The sequence below is a fragment of the Streptomyces sp. 5K101 genome (assembly GCF_046506645.1).
GTDB lineage: Bacteria > Actinomycetota > Actinomycetes > Streptomycetales > Streptomycetaceae > Streptomyces.
Window position 1 is genome coordinate 51,204 of sequence record NZ_JBKFFO010000008.1, and the last position, 18,320, is coordinate 69,523.

An 18,320-nucleotide genomic window follows, 5' to 3' on the forward strand; every position below is an offset into this window, starting at 1 on the left:
GCACTATGGCAAAGGAAAAAGGGCGCAAGCTGATCGCGCAGAACAAGAAGGCGCGGCACGACTACCACATCCTCGACACCTACGAGTGCGGTCTCGTGCTGATGGGTACCGAGGTGAAGTCGCTGCGTCAGGGGCGGGCCTCGCTGGTGGACGGCTTCGTCCAGATCGACGGCCACGAGGCGTGGCTGCACAACGTGCACGTCCCCGAGTACAGCCAGGGCACGTGGACGAACCACAGCGCGCGGCGCAAGCGGAAGCTGCTGATGCACCGGGCGGAGATCGACAAGCTGGAGTCGAAGTCCCAGGAGACGGGCCACACGATCGTGCCCCTCGTCCTGTACTTCAAGGACGGCCGGGCCAAGGTCGAGATCGCGTTGGCGAAGGGCAAGAAGGAGTACGACAAGCGCCAGACGCTGCGGGAGAAGCAGGACCGGCGCGAGGCGGACCGCGCGATGTCGGCGGCGCGACGGCGCCAGCGGGCCTAGACCGCAGGTTCTCCGGGGACGCCTTCGGGACCCCGGAATAGGCTGGCACCGTCGTGCGTTGGTCACGTACGATGGCACCTGCCCGCACGGCAGGGGCACACCTTTGAAAAATCAACATGGGGATGATCGGTTTCGACAGCGGCTGTCGAAGCAGGGGAAGCGTGTCGAGGAAGCGGCAATGATCTCGTTAACCATATGTCGCAACCAATAATCGCCAACACCAAGCGCGATTCCTTCGCCCTCGCTGCCTAAGTAGCGACTCGCGAAGTGTCAGCCCGGGGCTGTTCCCGACCCGGATCCTGGCATCAGCTAGGGAACTGAACCTCTAGGCCCGGTCACGGGGTCGAGAGGGAAACCACACAGTGACTGAGCCCGTCGGAGACTTGTCCGCGTGATCTCCGGGGCCGAGAAAAGCGCAGCGGACTGCACACGGAGAAGCCCTGGTTCTGCACCGTTGGACGCGGGTTCGATTCCCGCCATCTCCACCGATGGAGATCCCGGAGGCGTAGGCCCCCGGGGTCCTCGTATCCCATGTGGACAAGGCCCGGCAGCTACGGCAGCCGGGCCTTCGTCGTGCCCGCCGCCGCGGTCGTGGCCGCCACCGCAAGGGCCAGCGCCGCCGCGCACACCGGCACGGCGTATCCGGCCGTGGGGCTCAGGTGCTCCACCACCCAGCCACCGCTCGCCGAACCCGCCGCGATGCCCCCGAGCAGCGCGGTGACGGCCAGCGTCATGCCCTCGTTGAGCTGGGCCGGTGGGGTCAGTCGCTGGACCACGGTCATGCCGGTCACCATCGTCGGCGCGGTCGCCATGCCCGCCGGCAGCAAGGCGCCCGCGACGGCGAGCACCGACCCGGTGCCCGCGGCGGCCAGCAGCGGCAGCGACATCAGGGCCGTCATCGCGGCGAGCGTGGCCACGAGAGAGGCCGCCCGCCCGACCCGGCCGTAGACCAGGCCGGCCGCGCACGAACCCGCTGCCTGGAGGGCGAGGACCGCACCGGCCGCCGGACCGTCGACGAAGGCGAGCGTGACGACCTCCATCGCGCCGAAGACCGCTCCCGTGGCGAGGAACACCAGGAGCAGGGCGGGCATGCCGGCGGCACGCAGCGGCGAGCCCGCGGTGCTACGCGGTGAAGGGGGCGGCTCGGTGGACCGCTGTGCGGCGAAGACGAGGACGCCCACGAGGAGCAGGGCCGCGCCGGTCAGCGTGCCCGCCTCCGGGAACAGCGCCGCGCACAGGAACGCCGCGAGGACGGGGCCGAGCATGAAGCAGAGCTCGTCGGCCGCCTGCTCGAAGGAGTTCGCCGTGTGCAGGGCGGCCGGATCGCCCCGGTGCAGGTGCGCCCAGCGGGCCCGGGACATGCCCCCGGTGTTGGGCATCGTGGCGGTCGCCGCGTACGAGGCGAACAGCGTCCAGTCGGGCGCGCCGTAGCGCACGCACAGCAGCAGGGCGAGCTCGCCGAGCACCGCGATGACCGTGGCGGGCACGGCGATCCGGGCCTGTCCGTACCGGTCGACGAGGCGTGCCGTCCACGGCGCGACCAGCGCGGTGGCGGCGAGCCCGGTCGCGGTGACTGCGCCGGCCAGCGCGTACGAACCGCGAGACCCGGCGATCATGATGACGGCGCTGACGCTGAACATGCCCATCGGGAGGCGGGCGATCAGATTGCCCGCCGTGAACGCGCGGACACCCGGCGTGGCGAACAGTCGCCGGTAGGGGCCGGGTGGCCTGCGTCGGCGCACGGGCCGTGCGGGAGCCCCGGAACCGGCTGCCGGCTGCACGTCGTCACCGGTGTCGAAGCGGGGAACGAACGCCGGGGACCCGGGCGTGATCGCGGGCAGCGGAGGGCGATCGGCCTGGTACGGCCGGGAGGTCTGCGGCATGGCTCCACCCTCACGGCTGCCGTCGTGGACCGTCCAACACCTGATCGGTGGCCATTGACGCACCTGTGTTGTTGAATGCGGCGTGCCCCGAGATCTGGACCCGCGCCTGCTGCGCGCCTTCGCCGCCGTCGCCGACGAACTCCACTTCACCCGCGCCGCCGCCCGGCTCTACGTCGCCCAGCAGGCGCTCAGCCGTGACGTGCGGCGGCTCGAACGGGAGCTGGGTGTCGAGCTGTTCGTCCGGACCACCCGGCATGTGACGCTCACCGCGGACGGCGAGCGGCTGCTGCCGTACGCCCGGCGGGTGCTCACGGCCCAGGACGAGCTGCTGGCCGCCGCCGACGGCGCCGCGCGCCCGCTGCTGGTCGACCTCAACAGCCCCGGCCCGACCATGACGTCCGCGCGCGTCCTGGCCCGCGCCCGCGAACTCGCCCCGGAGCGCGAGCTGATGGCCCGCTACGAGAGCGGACTGGCCCATGCCGCGGCCGAGATCCTGGCCGGGCGGCTCGACGTGTCCTTCGGCCGCTTCGCCGGCCTTGCGCCCTCCGTTCGGGCCCAGCTCGTCCAGCAGCCGGTACGGCTGGAGCCCATGGCGGTCCTGCTGCGCGAGGGCCACCCGCTCGCGGCACTGGAGCACGTCCCGCTGGGCGCGCTGGCCGGCGAGACCGTGTACGCCGGTGACGGGAACCCGAGGACACCGGAGTGGACGGACCTCGCGCGGCGGCTCTTCGCCGGGCGGGGCATCACCGTCGCGCCGCCCGTGCCGCTGGCGGTCGGCGAGGAGGAGTTCCGGCGGGTGATGGAGAAGTTCGGCAGTCCGGTGCTCGTCGTCGTGGACTTTCCGGCGCTGCCCGGCACCGTACGGCGGCCGCTCGTCGATCCGGTGCCGCTGTCGCCGGTCTCGCTGGTGTGGCGCAAGGGGCTGCGCCACCCCGGCCTGGACGCGCTGCGCCGGGCGGCGGCGGAGCTCGCCGAGCGGCAGGGCTGGCTGGAACGGGACCCCGCGCAGTGGCTGCCCGAGAGCGATGCGTCCCTGATGCAGGGCCGGCCCTGACGCCGTCCCTCCGGCGCGGCCCGGCCACCGTCGCCCGCCGCCCGGCGGGGCACCGGCCTCACGGAGCCGGCACGGCGGACGTGAGAGCAAGGTTTCGCACCGGTCACCTCACGGCACCGGCCTGAAACGCGCCGTCCATACCGTCGTGTCCCACGACCGGAACCAGGTGGAGGCGCGCGATGGCAGGCCGATGGATCGAACAGTGGGACCCCGAGGACGAGACCTTCTGGCAGACGAAGGGGGAGCGGATCGCCCGGCGCAATCTCCTCTTCTCCGTACTCAGTGAGCACATCGGGTTCTCGATCTGGAGCCTGTGGTCCGTGATGGTCCTCTTCATGGGGCCCGAGTACGGCGTGGACCCGGCCGGGAAGTTCTTCCTGATCGCCACCGCGACCGTGGTCGGGGCCGTCATCCGGGTGCCGTACACGTTCGCCGTAGCCCGGTTCGGCGGGCGCAACTGGACTGTCTTCAGCGCGCTGCTGCTGCTCCTGCCGACCGGCGCGGCCTACGCGGTGATGGAGCCCGGCACCTCGTACGCCACGTTCCTCGCGGTCGCCGCCCTCACCGGCGTCGGCGGCGGCAACTTCGCCTCGTCGATGACGAACATCAACGCCTTCTTCCCGCTGCGGAAGAAGGGCTGGGCGCTCGGCCTCAACGCGGGCGGCGGCAACATCGGCGTCCCCGTCATCCAGCTCGTCGCCCTGCTGATCATCGGCACGGCGGGCGCGGCCCACCCCCGGCTCGTGCTCGGCATCTACATGCCGCTCGTCGTGGTCGCCGCCGTGTGCGCGGCCCTGTGGATGGACAACCTCGCGCCCGTCAAGAACGACACCGGGGCCGCGAAGGACGCCGCCAGGGACGCCCACACCTGGATCATGGCCTTCCTGTACATCGGCACCTTCGGCTCGTTCATCGGCTACAGCTTCGCCTTCGGGCTCGTGCTGCAGACGCAGTTCGGGCGGACCCCGCTGCAGGCCGCCTCACTCACCTTCATCGGCCCCCTCCTCGGCTCGCTGATCCGGCCGCTCGGCGGAGCGCTCGCCGACCGCTTCGGCGGCGCCCGCATCACGCTGTGGAACTTCGCCGGCATGGCCGCCGCCACCGGAGTCGTCGTCGCCGCGTCCGTCCAGGAGTCCCTCGGCGTCTTCCTCGTCGGGTTCATCGCCCTGTTCGTGCTCAGCGGCCTCGGCAACGGCTCGACGTACAAGATGATCCCCGGCATCTTCCAGAACAAGGCGCTGGCCATGGGCATGACCGGCGAGACCGCGGCCGCCTACGGGCGCCGGCTCTCCGGCGCCTCCATGGGGCTCATCGGCGCCGTCGGCGCGCTCGGCGGGCTCGCGATCAACCTCGCCTTCCGCCAGTCCTTCCAGACCGCGGGCACCGGCACCGCCGCCTTCGTCGCCTTCCTCGCCTTCTACGCGGTCTGCTCCGCGGTGACCTGGGCGGTATACCTTCGCCGGCCCACCGTCGTCCCGGCCCGCACCGCGGAGCCCTCGGCGGAGCCCGAGGCCGCCTACGCCCGCGTCTGAGCTGACGGGACGCGCCGGCCGGTGCGTAACAAGCGCCGACCGGTGCGTAACAACGGCGAAATCTGAACGATCCGGGCCTGTCATGCGCCTTTGACAGGCTCGGCCGCCAGTTCAGCAGTCCAATGGGGTACATCCAGGGCACAGTCAGTAGGGACGACCGAGATGCACGACCACGGCCAACCGCACGGCCCGCTCGCGGGCTTCACCGTCGGCGTCACCGCCGCCCGCCGCGCCGACGAGCTCGGCGCACTGCTCAGGCGGCGGGGCGCGGCCGTCCTGCACGCCCCGGCGCTGCGCATCGTGCCGCTCGCCGACGACGCCGAGCTGCTCGCCGCCACCAAGGAACTCATCGACCACGCGCCCGACGTGGTCGTCGCCACCACCGCGATCGGCTTCCGCGGCTGGGTCGAGGCCGCCGACGGCTGGGGCTTCGGGGACGACCTGCTCGCCCGGCTGCGCGACGTCGAGCTCCTCGCGCGCGGGCCCAAGGTGAAAGGCGCGATCAGGGCCGCCGGCCTCACCGAGGAGTGGTCCCCGGCCTCCGAGTCCATGGCGGAGGTGCTGGACCGGCTGTTGGACGAGGGGGTCGCCGGCCGTCGCATCGCGCTGCAGCTGCACGGCGAGCCGCTGCCCGGGTTCGTCGAATCGCTGCGGGCCACGGGCGCCGACGTCGTCCTCGTCCCGGTGTACCGGTGGATGGAGCCCGAGGACATCGCGCCGCTCGACCGGCTCCTCGACGCGACGATCGCGCGCGGCCTGGACGCCGTGACCTTCACGAGCGCGCCCGCGGCGGCCTCGCTGCTCTCCCGCGCGGAGAGCCGCGGGCTGCTGGGCCGGCTGCTGGAGTGCTTCGACCACGACGTCCTCGCCGCGTGCGTGGGGCCGGTCACCGCGCTGCCGCTGCAGGCGGCGGGGGTGACGACGGTGCAGCCGGAACGGTTCCGGCTCGGCCCGCTCGTGCAGCTGCTCGGCACCGAGCTGCCCGCCCGCGCCCGGACGCTGCCGATCGCGGGGCACCGCGTCGAGATCCGCGGCCACGCGGTCCTCGTCGACGACGACCTGCGCCCCGTGCCGCCCGCGGGCATGGCGCTGCTGCGGGCCCTGTCGCTGCGCCCGGGCTGGGTCGTCTCCCGGGCCGACCTGCTGCGCGTGCTGCCGGGCACGGGCAAGGACGAGCACGCCGTCGAGACGGCGATGGCGCGGCTGCGGACGGCGCTGGGCGTGCCGAAGCTGATCCAGACGGTGGTCAAGCGCGGGTACCGGCTGTCGCTGGACCCGTCGGCGGAGACGAAGTACGCGGGGGCGTGAGGGCCGCCCGGGGTGCGCGGCGCGCCTGGGCGTGGCCCGGTCCGTGGCCGCCGCGCACTTGCCGGGGCTCTGCCCCGGACCCCGCGCCTCAATCTCCCCCTACGGCCTGGCGGCCGTGGGAGGTGCCCCCAGCGGGGCTGGACTTGGCCCGCCCGTCGGGCGCAGCGGGCTTGATCTGCCCGGTCGTCGGGTGGGCGGGCCGGGAAGGCGACGTCGTCTCCATCGCGGCGGGGCTGAATCGGCGCCTCCCGGTTGGCAGAATGCCGCGCCTTCTGGATGTGGCGGGACGCGGGCTTTCGGGGGGAGGGGCGGGCGGGCACTCTGGTGGGGACACAGCCGGTCGTGAATCCCTAGGCGGTGACAGGCACATGGCGGCGGGCACGGGCTCGTACGAGTGGCGGTTCGACTCCGGGCGGGTGTGCCTGGATCTCGTGGCCACGGCACCACAGGCCGACCGGGCGGGTGCCGGGTGCGAACCGCTCGCCGAGCCGGGACGGCTCTCCTGCTGGCTGGCGGGTGCCGGGCTCGTGCCCGTCGGCACCCGCATCGTCGCGGTCGACGACTCCTGGGTCACCGGCTTCGTCGAACTGCGCGAGTGCCTCGGCCAGTTGGTGGCCGCCGCACTCGAAGGGCGCGCCGCGGGACCGGCGTTGGAGACGCTGAACGCCCTCGCCGAGGGGCCGCCGCCCGGTATCAGGGCCGTACGGGACGAGAACGGCACGCTCGTACGCGCGCTGAGCACCGCCCCCGGCCGCGACGCGTTGCTCGCGGCCGTCGCCCGGGACGCCGTCGACCTGCTCACCGACCCCCTCGCCCGCTCCCGGCTCCGCCGGTGCGAGGGCGACAGCTGCGCCCGCGTCTACCTGGACACCTCCCGCGGCCGGCGGCGGCGCTGGTGCTCCAGCGAGGTGTGCGGCAACCGCGAGCGCGTGGCCCGGCACCGGCGCAAAGCGGCCGCCCACTGAAAAGATCTTGAAATTTCTTCTCCGCGCGTTGAGTGATCCGCTTCCGGCCCCCGTAGTGGAGGGCGACCAGGAAACAGGGTCTCGACCGGGGAGGTTCAGGTGCGCAAGGATGCCGCCGTGGCCGATGACCGTCCGCAACGGGCCCGCCATCGCAGGGGGAACCTCCCGGGCCCGGAGGGGCCCGGGGGGCAGAAACCGCGCATCGACTCCTCCGTGCCGGACGAGGAGTTGATGCGCGCGCTCTACCGCGAACATGCGGGACCGTTGCTCGCCTACGTACTGCGTCTCGTCGCCGGCGACCGCCAGCGTGCCGAGGACGTCGTGCAGGAGACGCTCATCCGTGCCTGGAAGAACGCCGGTCAGCTCAACCGGGCGACCGGCTCTGTCCGACCCTGGCTGGTGACGGTCGCCCGGCGTATCGTCATCGACGGTCACCGCAGCCGGCAGGCCCGGCCGCAGGAGGTCGATCCGTCGCCGCTGGAGGTCATGCCCGCGGAGGACGAGATCGACAAGGCGTTGTGGCTCATGACGCTCTCGGATGCGCTCGACGATTTGACGCCCGCCCACAGGGAAGTCCTTGTCGAGACGTATTTCAAGGGGCGTACGGTCAATGAGGCGGCCGAGACGCTCGGCATACCCAGTGGGACCGTGCGGTCCCGAGTGTTCTACGCGCTCCGTTCCATGAAGCTCGCACTGGAGGAGAGGGGGGTCTCGGCATGACCAGGTACGAACAGGAGTCCGTACACGACGCCGTCGGCGCGTACGTGCTCGGCGTGCTCGACGAGGCGGACGCCTCCGCCTTCGAGGCACATCTCGCCGGGTGCGACATCTGCGCCGCCCGCCTCGAGGAGTTCTCGGGGATGGAGCCGATGCTGGCGATGCTGGCCGAGGCGCCGGCCCCGCCGCCGCAGAACGTCCACAGCCTGCCCGGCATGCCGGGCCGCATGGACTTCCCGCCGCCGCGCCCCGCGCCCGTCGTGCCCACCTCCCCGAGCCCCCGGGTCCTCGACAGCCTGCTGAACGAGGTGTCCGCGGGCCGTGCCGCCAAGCGGCGGCGCGGCATGTACCTCCTCGCGGCCGCGGCGGCGCTGATCATCGGCGGCCCGGCCGTCGCGGTCGTGGTCACGGCCGACGACACCACCGGCAACCAGGCCGTCGAACCGCACCCGACCAGTCCCGCCGAGGACGCCTTCTTCAACCACATGGAGGAGAAGGTGCAGGCCACCGACGCGACGACCAAGGTCAGCGCGGTGGTCGGCATGGAGAAGAAGGGCTGGGGCACCCACACCGTCCTGGAGCTGAAGAACGTCAAGGGCCCCCTGAAGTGCAACCTCATCGCTGTCTCCAAGACCGGCGAGGAGGAGGTCGTGACGTCCTGGGCCGTGCCGAAGTGGGGGTACGGCATACCCGACAGCCCGGAGAAGGCGGCGAAGAACCCGCTGTACGTGCACGGCGGCGCGGCGATGGACCGGAACGACATCGACCACTTCGAGGTGCGCACCTTCGACGGGCAGCGCCTGGTGGAGGTCGACGCGTAGCCCGCCCGGCCGCGCGCGGGCACCCCGCTGTCCCGGGTGCGGCCGGTACAGGTGCAATGTCCGCCCCCCTTGGCGTACGGTTGACGGCTGCCCAGTGCACGTCAGAAGGGGGCCTCGGTGGCCGCGCAGGATGCCGCTGAATCCGTTGATTCCGTTGTCGACACCGTGATCGGCTCCGCAGCCGACTCGGTGCGGGACCGGGAGATCGCCGTCGAGCAGATCCACCTGGACCGGGTGTACCGCCGTCTCGAGGAGAAGATCCACGAGGCGGAGTTCCTCATGAACGACGCCGCCAAGCGGGGGCAGGTCGGCACCCCCGGCGCGCTCGCCGAGCGGGACGCCCAGGTCTTCCGCGCCGGTGTGCACCTGAACCGGCTCAACAACGAGTTCGAGGACTTCCTCTTCGGCCGTATCGACCTGCTGTACGGCAAGGACGGCAAGAAGGGCCCCGACGGCGCGTACACCTCCGTCGAGCCGGCCGACGACGCCGTACGGCCCGACAACACGGCCGACATCGGCGAGACCCTGCACATCGGCCGCATCGGTGTCCTCGACTCCGACTACGCGCCGCTGGTGATCGACTGGCGCGCCCCGGCCGCCGCGCCCTTCTACCGCTCCACGCCCGTCGACCCGGGCCGCGTGGTGCGCCGGCGCGTCATCCGCTCCAAGGGGCGCAAGGTCCTCGGCGTCGAGGACGACCTGATGCGCCCCGAGCTGACGGCCTCCCTCGGCGGCGAGAAGCTGCCCGTCGTCGGCGACGGCGCGCTGATGGCGGCCCTGGGGCAGGCCCGCAGCCACACCATGCGGGACATCGTCGCCTCCATCCAGGCGGAGCAGGACCTCGTCATCCGCGCACCCGCGGCCTCCGTGACCTACGTCGAGGGCGGTCCGGGCACGGGCAAGACGGCGGTGGCCCTGCACCGGGCCGCGTACCTGCTCTACCAGGACCGCAGGCGCTACGCGGGCGGCATCCTGATCGTCTCCCCGACGCCGCTCCTGGTGGCCTACACCGAGGGCGTGCTGCCCTCGCTCGGCGAGGAGGGGCAGGTCGCGATCCGCGCGGTCGGCTCACTCGTGGAGGGCGCCGAGGCGACGGCGTACGACGAGCCGGCCGTGGCCCGCGTCAAGGGCTCGTCCCGGATGCTCAAGGTGCTGCGCAAGGCCGCCAGGGGCGCCCTCGACATGGGGGAGGGACCCACACGACTGCGGGTCGTCGCCTTCGGGCGGCGGCTGGAGCTGGAGGCGGACGAGCTCCAGGGCATCCGCACCAACGCGCTGGGCGGCACCACCCCCGTCAATCTGCTGCGCCCCCGCGCCCGCCGGCTGCTCCTGGACGCCCTGTACGCCAAGTCCGGCGCCGTCGGACGGCACACGGACCCCGAGCTCGCCGCCGAGCTGCGCGCGTCCTTCGACGAGGACGTCAGCGGCGAGGACAGCTTCGTCGCGTTCCTGGACGCCTGGTGGCCCGAGCTGACGCCGCGCGGCGTCCTGTCGGCGATGGCGGACGAGAAGCGGCTCGGCCGCTGGTCGCGCCGGGTGCTGAACCCGGGGGAGGTGCGCAGGCTCGCCCGCTCGCTGCGCCGCGACGCCCTGTCCGTGCACGACGTGGCGCTCCTGGACGAGCTGGGCACCCTGCTCGGCACGCCCGCGCGGCCGCGCCGGAAGCGCGAGCTCGACCCGCTGGACCAGCTCACCGGTCTCGAGGAGCTGATGCCGCAGCGCGAGGAGTCGCAGCGCGAACGCGCGGAGCGGCTCGCGGCCGAGCGGACCGAGTACGCGCACGTGATCGTCGACGAGGCGCAGGACCTCACGCCCATGCAGTGGCGCATGGTCGGCCGCCGCGGCAGGCACGCCACCTGGACGGTCGTCGGCGACCCGGCCCAGTCGTCCTGGTCGTCCCCGGACGAGGCGGCCGAGGCGCGCGACGAGGCGCTGGGCACCCGTCCGCGGCGCCGTTTCGAGCTGACCGTGAACTACCGCAACCCGGCCGAGATCGCCGAGCTGGCCGCCAGGGTGCTCGCCCTGGCGATGCCCGGCATGCAGGCGCCCTCGGCGGTCCGCTCGACCGGCGTCGAGCCGCGGTTCGCCGTCGTCCCGGACGGCGACCTGGCCGGGGTGGTGCGGGCCGAGGCCGAGCGGCTGCTGGCCCGGGTGGAGGGCACCGTGGGCGTCGTCGTCGCCATGAACCGCCGCGAGGAGGCGGCCCGCTGGTTCGCCGGCCTCGGCGAGCGCGTGGTGGCCCTCGGTTCGCTGGAGGCGAAGGGACTGGAGTACGACGCGACGGTGGTCGTCGCGCCCGCCGAGATCGCGGACGAATCGCCGGCCGGTCTGCGGGTGCTGTACGTGGCGCTGACCCGCGCGACGCAGCAGCTCACGGTCGTCTCGCAGCGTCGTGACCAGCCCGACGCACAGGGCGTGCCCGACCTGTTGCGCGACTGACGGCGCGGTCCGCGGGCGGCTGACGATGTGGCCCGTGGCGCTGATGGCATGGCCCGCGGGCGACTGACAGGGTGGCCCGCGGGTGACTGACGGCAAGTCAACACTCGGCAGGGGAATCACTTGCCCGGGTGGTGCGTTAGCCTGGTTGTGGCACCGGCTCGATCCAAGCCCCCGGGCCCAACCTTCGTCGCTACGAGCGACCACTTGCCGCGAGGCGAGCATGGCGGGTCGGTGCCACTTGAACGACCGGAAGAGGCCCGGAGCACCGTATCGGTGCTCCGGGCCTCTTCTGTTTCCCGGTAACTTCTCGTATGGTGGAAGAAACTTTCCGAAAACAAAATGACCGCATTACCTGCTACCGACAGGTAGGTGTCACCATCGTTAGGCGCTGCCGGGCCTCGGCCCCTGACATCGCGCAGAAACGAAGCTAGGGAAAGCAGAGGAACCCGGTCATGGCAACGGCGCCCAGCGTCTCGTACTCGATGACGGTCCGGCTGGAGGTGCCCGCGAGCGGAACCGCGGTCTCCCAGCTCACCACGGCTGTGGAGTCCAACGGCGGTTCGGTGACCGGTCTGGACGTGACCGCTTCCGGTCACGAGAAGCTGCGGATCGACGTGACGATCGCCGCGACCTCCACCGCGCACGCCGACGAGATCGTCGAGGAGCTGCGCAAGATCGAGGGCGTCGTCCTCGGCAAGGTGTCCGACCGTACGTTCCTGATGCACCTCGGCGGCAAGATCGAGATGGCGTCCAAGCACCCCATCCGCAACCGCGACGACCTGTCCATGGTCTACACGCCGGGTGTGGCCCGTGTGTGCATGGCGATCGCGGAGAACCCGGAGGACGCCCGCCGCCTGACCATCAAGCGCAACTCCGTTGCAGTGGTGACGGACGGCTCGGCCGTGCTGGGTCTGGGCAACATCGGCCCCAAGGCCGCGCTGCCGGTGATGGAGGGCAAGGCGGCCCTGTTCAAGCGGTTCGCCGGCATCGACGCCTGGCCGATCTGCCTGGACACCCAGGACACCGACGCGATCGTGGAGATCGTCAAGGCGATCGCCCCCGGCTTCGCCGGCATCAACCTGGAGGACATCTCCGCGCCCCGCTGCTTCGAGATCGAGGCCCGGCTGCGCGAGGCCCTGGACATCCCCGTCTTCCACGACGACCAGCACGGCACCGCCATCGTCGTCCTGGCCGCCCTGACCAACGCGCTGCGCGTGGTGGACAAGTCGGTCGGCGACGTGCGGGTCGTGATGTCCGGTGCGGGCGCGGCCGGCACGGCCATCCTGAAACTGCTGCTCGCGGCGGGCGTCAAGCACGCGGTGGTGGCCGACATCCAGGGTGTCGTGCACGCGGGCCGTGAGGACCTGGTGGGCGCGGCGGCCGACTCCCCGCTGCGCTGGATCGCGGACAACACCAACCCCGAGGGCGTCACGGGCACGCTCCAGGAGGCGGTCGTCGGGGCCGATGTGTTCATCGGCGTCTCGGCTCCGAACCTGCTGGGTGCGGAGGATGTCGCGGCCATGGCGGACGGTGCCATCGTCTTCGCGCTCGCGAACCCGGACCCCGAGGTCGACCCGGCAATCGCCCGTCAGACGGCGGCAGTTGTGGCGACGGGCCGTTCGGACTTCCCCAACCAGATCAACAACGTGCTGGTGTTCCCGGGTGTGTTCCGCGGTCTGCTGGACGCCCAGTCCCGGACCGTCAACACGGAGATGATGCTCGCGGCCGCGGCCGCGCTCGCGGACGTCGTCACCGAGGACGAGCTCAACCCGAACTACATCATCCCGTCCGTCTTCAACGACAAGGTCGCCGGCGCCGTCGCGGGCGCCGTCCGCGAGGCGGCCAGGTCGGCAGCGGCTGTGACGGGCCCCACGTCCGCCTGACATACGGCGCGTCGCGGGTCGCGGCATCCCAAACCCCCCTCTAGGGTGGCGGACCATGAGCCCGTGGCCGCAGTCCGGCCGCGGTCGGCCGCTCCGATGAGTCTCCGGAGAGTCGACGGAACGTCACCACGACGGGGCGCCGACGCTTTTCGTGTGACCCTGGAGGGTGCCGGATTGGCTTTCCCGCCGCTGGTGGGGGCAGGATGCACCTCGAGGACCTGCGTCCTGGGGGGACCCCCGCGGGCGCGGAGGGGTCTGACAGCAGACCCGGGTCCGGGGACTGTCCGAGGGCCCTGGCAGCATCGGCTTCGATCCACGCCTCACAGGCAAGAAGAACACGGGAGTAACGAAATGAACCGCAGTGAGCTGGTGGCCGCGCTGGCCGACCGCGCCGAGGTGACCCGCAAGGACGCCGACGCCGTTCTGGCCGCTCTCGCCGAGACCGTCGGCGAGGTCGTCGCCAAGGGCGACGAGAAGGTCACCATCCCCGGCTTCCTGACCTTCGAGCGCACCCACCGTGCCGCTCGCACCGCTCGTAACCCGCAGACCGGCGACCCGATCCAGATCCCGGCCGGCTACAGCGTGAAGGTCTCCGCGGGCTCGAAGCTCAAGGAAGCCGCCAAGGGCAAGTAAGTCCTGAAGCGCCGGAAGGGCGGGCACCGCTACGGGTGCCCGCCCTTCCGCACGCCTGGGTGCGCGTGCCTGTGCACGCTGCGCTCGCCGGGGCGCTGCTCCGAGCCCCGCGCCTCAGTCGCCGGCGGGGCTGGTTTTCGCTTCCGGGGCCCGGTGCCTGTGTGCGGCGTGCTTGTTGGGGCTCTGCTCCGAGCCCTGCGCCTCGATCGCCGGTGGGGCTGGATTTCGCTGGCGAAATCAGCACGCCGTAGGCGGAGATTGAGGACGTCGCGCGGAGCGCGGTGCCGGGGCCCGGGGGCCACCCCGGGGCAGGGGCGCGGCCGGCAGGCACCGTAGGGCAGGGCCGGGTGGGGAACAGCCCGCGCAGCGGAGCCCCGCACACGAAACGCCCCACACACGAAACGGCCCCCGCGGAGGATCCGCGGGGGCCGGTGGGGTGAGGGGGTGTCAGACGATCGGGCCGCCGGGGAGTTCGACCTTCGCCCCGAGCTTCTCCAGCTTCTCCATGAAGTTCTCGTAGCCGCGGTTGATCAGGTCGATGCCGTGCACCCGGCTCGTCCCCTGCGCCGCCAGCGCCGCGATCAGGTACGAGAAGCCGCCGCGCAGGTCCGGGATGACCAGGTCCGCGCCCTGGAGCTTCGTCGGGCCCGAGACGACCGCCGAGTGGAGGAAGTTGCGCTGGCCGAAGCGGCAGTCGGAGCCGCCCAGGCACTCCCGGTACAGCTGGATGTGCGCGCCCATCTGGTTCAGCGCGGACGTGAAGCCGAGCCGGGACTCGTACACCGTCTCGTGCACGATCGACAGGCCCGTCGCCTGCGTCAGGGCCACGACCAGCGGCTGCTGCCAGTCCGTCTGGAAGCCGGGGTGGACGTCCGTCTCCAGCGCGATGGACTTCAGCTGACCGCCCGGGTGCCAGAAGCGGATGCCCTCGTCGTCGATCTCGAAGGCGCCGCCGACCTTCCGGTACGTGTTCAGGAACGTCATCATCGAGCGCTGCTGAGCGCCGCGCACGTAGATGTTGCCCTCGGTGGCCAGCGCAGCCGACGCCCAGGACGCGGCCTCGAGGCGGTCCGGGATCGCGCGGTGGGTGTAGCCGCCGAGCTTGTCGACACCGGTGATCCGGATCGTCCGGTCCGTGTCCATGGAGATGATCGCGCCCATTTTCTGCAGGACGCAGATCAGGTCCTCGATCTCCGGCTCGACCGCCGCGTTGGTCAGCTCCGTGACGCCCTCCGCGAGCACCGCCGTCAGCAGCACCTGCTCGGTGGAGCCGACCGACGGGTACGGCAGACGGATCTTGGTGCCGCGCAGGCGCTGCGGGGCCTCCAGGTACTGGCCGTCCGCGCGCTTCTCGATCGTGGCACCGAACTGGCGCAGGACGTCGAAGTGGAAGTCGATCGGCCGGCCGCCGATGTCACAGCCGCCCAGACCCGGGATGAACGCGTGCCCGAGCCGGTGCAGCAGCGGGCCGCAGAACAGGATCGGGATGCGCGAGGAGCCCGCGTGGGCATCGATGTCGGCGACGTTCGCGCTCTCGACGTGCGTGGGGTCGAGGACCAGCTCGCCGGGTTCGTCGCCGGGACGGACCGTCACGCCGTGCAGCTGGAGCAGTCCGCGGACGACTCTCACATCGCGGATGTCGGGCACATTGCGCAGCCGGCTCGGCTCGCTGCCGAGCAGGGCGGCGACCATCGCCTTGGGCACGAGGTTCTTCGCGCCGCGGACGCGGATCTCGCCCTCGAGCGGGGTTCCGCCGTGGACAAGGAGTACATCGTCTGTGCCGGTCATGAATCTCGCGTTCCGGAGTAGTCGGTCGGGGGCCAGGGAAAAGGGTAAGGGGCCCCGGGCCCTTCGATGTATGGGTGAGGGGCCCCTTTGTGCGTAATGAATTGGGCACAACACGTTCCGTCCGCCGCCTCTTGCGCACGGTCACCGGTCCTCCAGGTGCCACCGGCGGGTGCCGCCGCCCCCGCAGCGCGCTCCGACCTGCGCGCCATCGCGCCGCAAAGCCAACGCGCCGCTCCGCCCCCGCGAAGCGGCGAGATGCGGGATCATGTGTCGCATGACCGAGGTGTCCTCGCTCACAGGGCGGCTGCTCGTCGCCACACCTGCCCTCGCGGACCCGAACTTCGACCGCGCGGTCGTCCTGCTGCTCGACCACGACGACGAGGGCTCCCTCGGCGTCGTCCTCAACAGGCCCACACCTGTCGACGTGAGCGACATCCTCGAGCCCTGGGCCGCGCTGGCCGGGGAGCCCGGCGTCGTGTTCCAGGGCGGCCCCGTCTCCCTCGACTCGGCGCTGGGCGTCGCGGTGATCCCCGGCGACGAGGGGCCCCTCGGCTGGCGGCGGGTGTACGGGGCGATCGGCCTCGTCGACCTGGAGGCGCCGCCCGAGCTGCTCGGCTCGGCGCTCGGCTCGCTGCGGATCTTCGCCGGGTACGCCGGCTGGGGCCCGGGCCAGCTGGAGGCCGAGCTGCGGGACGGCGCGTGGTACGTCGTGGAGTCGGAGCCCGGCGACGTGTCCTCGCCGCGGCCGGAGACGCTGTGGCGTGCGGTGCTGCGCCGTCAGCGCAACGAGCTGGCCATGTTCGCGACGTATCCGGACGACCCGTCCCTCAACTGACCGGATCGCCGCGCCCGGGTCCTCGCTCCCGTACCGGCGTCGTCGTGGGTACCCTTGGAGCTCATGAGCACTCTTGAGCCCGAGCGCGGGACAGGCACCGGGACCCTGGTAGAGCCGACGCCACAGGTGTCGCACGGCGACGGCGACCACGAGCGCTTCGCCCATTACGTCCAGAAGGACAAGATCATGGCGAGTGCCCTCGACGGCACTCCGGTGGTCGCGCTGTGCGGAAAGGTCTGGGTGCCGGGGCGTGACCCCAAGAAGTACCCGGTCTGCCCGCTGTGCAAGGAGATCTACGAGTCGATGGGCTCGGGCGGCGACAAGGGCAAGGACGGCGACAAGAAGAAGTAGCCCGCCGCCGTTCGACGGCTTCTTCCGACGGCCCTCGGGGCGCGCTCTGCGCGTGCCCCGGGGGCCGTTTCGCGTGTTCGCCCTCACCGTGGCGTTGCACGCCGTGCAGCTGCCGGTCACAGAGTGGTTGAGACCTCTTGTGGGGCTGTGCGGGCCGCTCTAGCCTCCTGCGTGTTGTGCAGTACGAAACAGTCGTTGCGTATGTTGCAACGTCACGACGCGTGGGGGTTCCTGCATGAAGCTCATCGCCAAACTCGCCGCCCCCGTGGCGGCTCTCGCCCTGGCGGGCCTCACCGCCTGCGCCCCCCAGACCTCCGACACCGGCGCCAAGGAGGACGCCAAGAGCGGCACCCTGCGGGTCTGGCTCTTCCAGGAGGTCGGCAACGGGCCCAAGGAGCAGGTCGTCGACGCCGCGGTCGCCGCCTTCGAGAAGGCGCACGAGGGCGCGGAGGTGGAGGTCGAGTACATCCCCGTCGAGACCCGCGCCCAGCGCATCAAGGCCGCCTTCAACGACCCGGCGAGCGCCCCCGACGTCATCGAGTACGGCAACACCGACACCGCCGGTTACGTCAAGGACGGCGGACTCGCGGACGTCACCGCCGAGTTCGGCGCCTGGGACGAGGCGAAGGACACCGACCCCACCGCCCGGGAGTCCGTCACGGTGGGCGGGAAGGTCTACGGCGCGCCCCTCTTCGTGGGCGCCCGCGCGCTCTACTACCGCACCGACGTCTTCGAGGAGCTGGGCCTCGAACCGCCCAGGACCCAGGACGAACTGATCGCCACCGCCAAGAAGATCCGCCGGCAGAAGCCGGAGTTGTACGGGCTCGCGGTCGGCGGCGCGTACACCTATGGCGCCATGCCCTTCATCTGGGCCAACGGAGGCGAGCTCGCCTCCCGCAGCGGCGGCTCGTACAGGTCCGCCATCGACAGCGCCGCCGCGCGGAAGGGCATCACGGCCTACACGTCGCTGTTCGGCGACGACAACTGTCCTGCCGCCACGTGCGCCTCGATGAACGGCAACGCGACCGTCACCGCGTTCGCCTCCGGCAAGGCGGCGATGGCCATCGGCGGCGACTTCAGTCACCAGGCGGTCGAGGCCGGCTCGGTCAAGGGCAAGTACGCCGTCGTGCCGCTGCCGGGGCTCAGGGCGGGCGAGATCGCTCCCGCCTTCGCGGGCGGCAACAACATCGGCGTCCTCAGGAGCAGTTCGCACCGCACGCTGGCGGTGGACCTGATGAAGCGGTTCGCCGGCAAGGAGACGCAGGCGAAGCTGTTCGACGCGATGGGCTTCCTGCCGACGTACACCGACGTGCGCGCCGAGGCCGCGAAGAAGGAGCCGTTCGTCGAACCGTTCATCAAGACGCTCGACACGGGAGCCAAGTTCGTGCCGGCGTCCCCGGCCTGGGGGCACATCGACGCCTCGCTGGTCCTGCCCTCGATGTTCCAGGAGATCGTCAGCGGCAAGAAGGACGTGGCGGCCGCGTCGAGGGACGCGGCGCGGAAGATGGACGCGGCGTTCGCGTCGGCGGGCTGACACCGATGAAGCACCGCACGAACCATGCGCGCCCCGAGCCCGCCGGGCCCGCGCACGGCGCAACGCACGCGGCAGGGGTGTCGTTCGACGCC

General features: G+C 71.8%; 15 protein-coding genes and 1 other RNA gene. 14 read left to right on the top strand and 2 right to left on the bottom strand.

Going from position 1 to position 18,320, the window contains the following annotated elements:
* The first annotated feature begins 5 nt into the window (after positions 1-5).
* Entirely contained in the window at positions 6-485 is a 480-nt protein-coding gene (smpB, locus tag ACLB9X_RS17140) for an SsrA-binding protein SmpB (protein WP_365995317.1), read from the top strand.
* A gap of 118 nt (positions 486-603) precedes the next feature.
* Positions 604-973: a transfer-messenger RNA gene (ssrA, locus tag ACLB9X_RS17145) on the top strand.
* 63 nt (positions 974-1,036) lie between these two features.
* Here the strand turns inward: ssrA and ACLB9X_RS17150 are convergent.
* Positions 1,037-2,368: an MFS transporter gene (locus ACLB9X_RS17150; RefSeq protein WP_410361237.1), complete on the bottom strand. Its 1,332-nt coding sequence runs from the start codon at positions 2,366-2,368 to the stop codon at positions 1,037-1,039.
* Positions 2,369-2,450: 82 nt separating this feature from the next.
* Here ACLB9X_RS17150 and ACLB9X_RS17155 point away from each other — a divergent pair, with 82 nt between their 5' ends.
* The 9 genes from ACLB9X_RS17155 (at position 2,451) to ACLB9X_RS17195 (ending at position 13,720) form a co-directional block, all read left to right on the top strand.
* Positions 2,451-3,422 (top strand): LysR family transcriptional regulator, encoded by a 972-nt coding sequence (locus tag ACLB9X_RS17155; RefSeq protein WP_410361238.1) that lies wholly within the window; start codon positions 2,451-2,453, stop codon positions 3,420-3,422.
* Between the two features lie 179 nt (positions 3,423-3,601).
* Positions 3,602-4,954: a nitrate/nitrite transporter gene (locus ACLB9X_RS17160; RefSeq protein ID WP_410361239.1), complete on the top strand. Its 1,353-nt coding sequence runs from the start codon at positions 3,602-3,604 to the stop codon at positions 4,952-4,954.
* A 162-nt stretch (positions 4,955-5,116) separates the two neighbouring features.
* Positions 5,117-6,262 (top strand): uroporphyrinogen-III synthase, encoded by a 1,146-nt coding sequence (locus tag ACLB9X_RS17165; protein WP_410361240.1) that lies wholly within the window; start codon positions 5,117-5,119, stop codon positions 6,260-6,262.
* Between the two features lie 368 nt (positions 6,263-6,630).
* Complete coding sequence (locus tag ACLB9X_RS17170; protein ID WP_410361241.1) at positions 6,631-7,227, top strand: CGNR zinc finger domain-containing protein; 597 nt, start codon at positions 6,631-6,633, stop codon at positions 7,225-7,227.
* A gap of 99 nt (positions 7,228-7,326) precedes the next feature.
* Entirely contained in the window at positions 7,327-7,947 is a 621-nt protein-coding gene (locus ACLB9X_RS17175; RefSeq protein ID WP_410361242.1) for a sigma-70 family RNA polymerase sigma factor, read from the top strand.
* The gene (locus ACLB9X_RS17180) at positions 7,944-8,765 is read left to right on the top strand and encodes an anti-sigma factor family protein (RefSeq protein WP_410361243.1); all 822 of its coding nucleotides are present in this window, start codon (positions 7,944-7,946) and stop codon (positions 8,763-8,765) included. Before ACLB9X_RS17175 ends, ACLB9X_RS17180 begins: the two co-directional genes overlap by 4 nt.
* Before the next feature lie 117 nt (positions 8,766-8,882).
* Positions 8,883-11,204, top strand: coding sequence for a HelD family protein (locus tag ACLB9X_RS17185; protein WP_410361244.1), 2,322 nt, complete (start codon positions 8,883-8,885; stop codon positions 11,202-11,204).
* Between the two features lie 452 nt (positions 11,205-11,656).
* Positions 11,657-13,087 carry an NAD-dependent malic enzyme gene (locus ACLB9X_RS17190; protein ID WP_410361245.1) on the top strand — a complete coding sequence of 477 codons (1,431 nt, stop codon included), beginning with the start codon at positions 11,657-11,659 and terminating at the stop codon, positions 13,085-13,087.
* A gap of 351 nt (positions 13,088-13,438) precedes the next feature.
* The gene (locus ACLB9X_RS17195) at positions 13,439-13,720 is read left to right on the top strand and encodes an HU family DNA-binding protein (protein ID WP_004571953.1); all 282 of its coding nucleotides are present in this window, start codon (positions 13,439-13,441) and stop codon (positions 13,718-13,720) included.
* 447 nt (positions 13,721-14,167) lie between these two features.
* Here the strand turns inward: ACLB9X_RS17195 and murA are convergent, their stop codons facing one another.
* Positions 14,168-15,508 (bottom strand): UDP-N-acetylglucosamine 1-carboxyvinyltransferase, encoded by a 1,341-nt coding sequence (murA, locus tag ACLB9X_RS17200; protein WP_410361246.1) that lies wholly within the window; start codon positions 15,506-15,508, stop codon positions 14,168-14,170.
* A 274-nt stretch (positions 15,509-15,782) separates the two neighbouring features.
* Between murA and ACLB9X_RS17205 the strand changes: the two genes are divergently transcribed.
* The 3 genes from ACLB9X_RS17205 to ACLB9X_RS17215 all read left to right on the top strand — a co-directional run bounded on the left by ACLB9X_RS17205 (position 15,783) and on the right by ACLB9X_RS17215 (position 18,228).
* Positions 15,783-16,343 (top strand): YqgE/AlgH family protein, encoded by a 561-nt coding sequence (locus tag ACLB9X_RS17205; protein ID WP_410361247.1) that lies wholly within the window; start codon positions 15,783-15,785, stop codon positions 16,341-16,343.
* A gap of 63 nt (positions 16,344-16,406) precedes the next feature.
* Positions 16,407-16,694: a DUF3039 domain-containing protein gene (locus ACLB9X_RS17210; protein WP_307715239.1), complete on the top strand. Its 288-nt coding sequence runs from the start codon at positions 16,407-16,409 to the stop codon at positions 16,692-16,694.
* Between the two features lie 235 nt (positions 16,695-16,929).
* Positions 16,930-18,228, top strand: a complete 1,299-nt coding sequence (locus ACLB9X_RS17215; RefSeq protein WP_410361248.1) for an extracellular solute-binding protein — start codon at positions 16,930-16,932, stop codon at positions 18,226-18,228.
* Positions 18,229-18,320: the final 92 nt, after the last annotated feature.

Bases quoted from the DNA above. Each gene is read 5' to 3' on its own strand.
- ACLB9X_RS17190 (WP_410361245.1), top strand. From the start codon at position 11,657: ATGGCAACGGCGCCCAGCGTCTCGTACTCGATGACGGTCCGGCTGGAG.
- ACLB9X_RS17210 (WP_307715239.1), top strand. From the start codon at position 16,407: ATGAGCACTCTTGAGCCCGAGCGCGGGACAGGCACCGGGACCCTGGTA.
- ACLB9X_RS17215 (WP_410361248.1), top strand. From the start codon at position 16,930: ATGAAGCTCATCGCCAAACTCGCCGCCCCCGTGGCGGCTCTCGCCCTG.
- ACLB9X_RS17165 (WP_410361240.1), top strand. From the start codon at position 5,117: ATGCACGACCACGGCCAACCGCACGGCCCGCTCGCGGGCTTCACCGTC.
- smpB (WP_365995317.1), top strand. From the start codon at position 6: ATGGCAAAGGAAAAAGGGCGCAAGCTGATCGCGCAGAACAAGAAGGCG.
- ACLB9X_RS17170 (WP_410361241.1), top strand. From the start codon at position 6,631: ATGGCGGCGGGCACGGGCTCGTACGAGTGGCGGTTCGACTCCGGGCGG.
- ACLB9X_RS17180 (WP_410361243.1), top strand. From the start codon at position 7,944: ATGACCAGGTACGAACAGGAGTCCGTACACGACGCCGTCGGCGCGTAC.
- ACLB9X_RS17150 (WP_410361237.1), bottom strand. From the start codon at position 2,368: ATGCCGCAGACCTCCCGGCCGTACCAGGCCGATCGCCCTCCGCTGCCC.
- murA (WP_410361246.1), bottom strand. From the start codon at position 15,508: ATGACCGGCACAGACGATGTACTCCTTGTCCACGGCGGAACCCCGCTC.
- ACLB9X_RS17205 (WP_410361247.1), top strand. From the start codon at position 15,783: ATGACCGAGGTGTCCTCGCTCACAGGGCGGCTGCTCGTCGCCACACCT.
- ACLB9X_RS17195 (WP_004571953.1), top strand. From the start codon at position 13,439: ATGAACCGCAGTGAGCTGGTGGCCGCGCTGGCCGACCGCGCCGAGGTG.
- ACLB9X_RS17160 (WP_410361239.1), top strand. From the start codon at position 3,602: ATGGCAGGCCGATGGATCGAACAGTGGGACCCCGAGGACGAGACCTTC.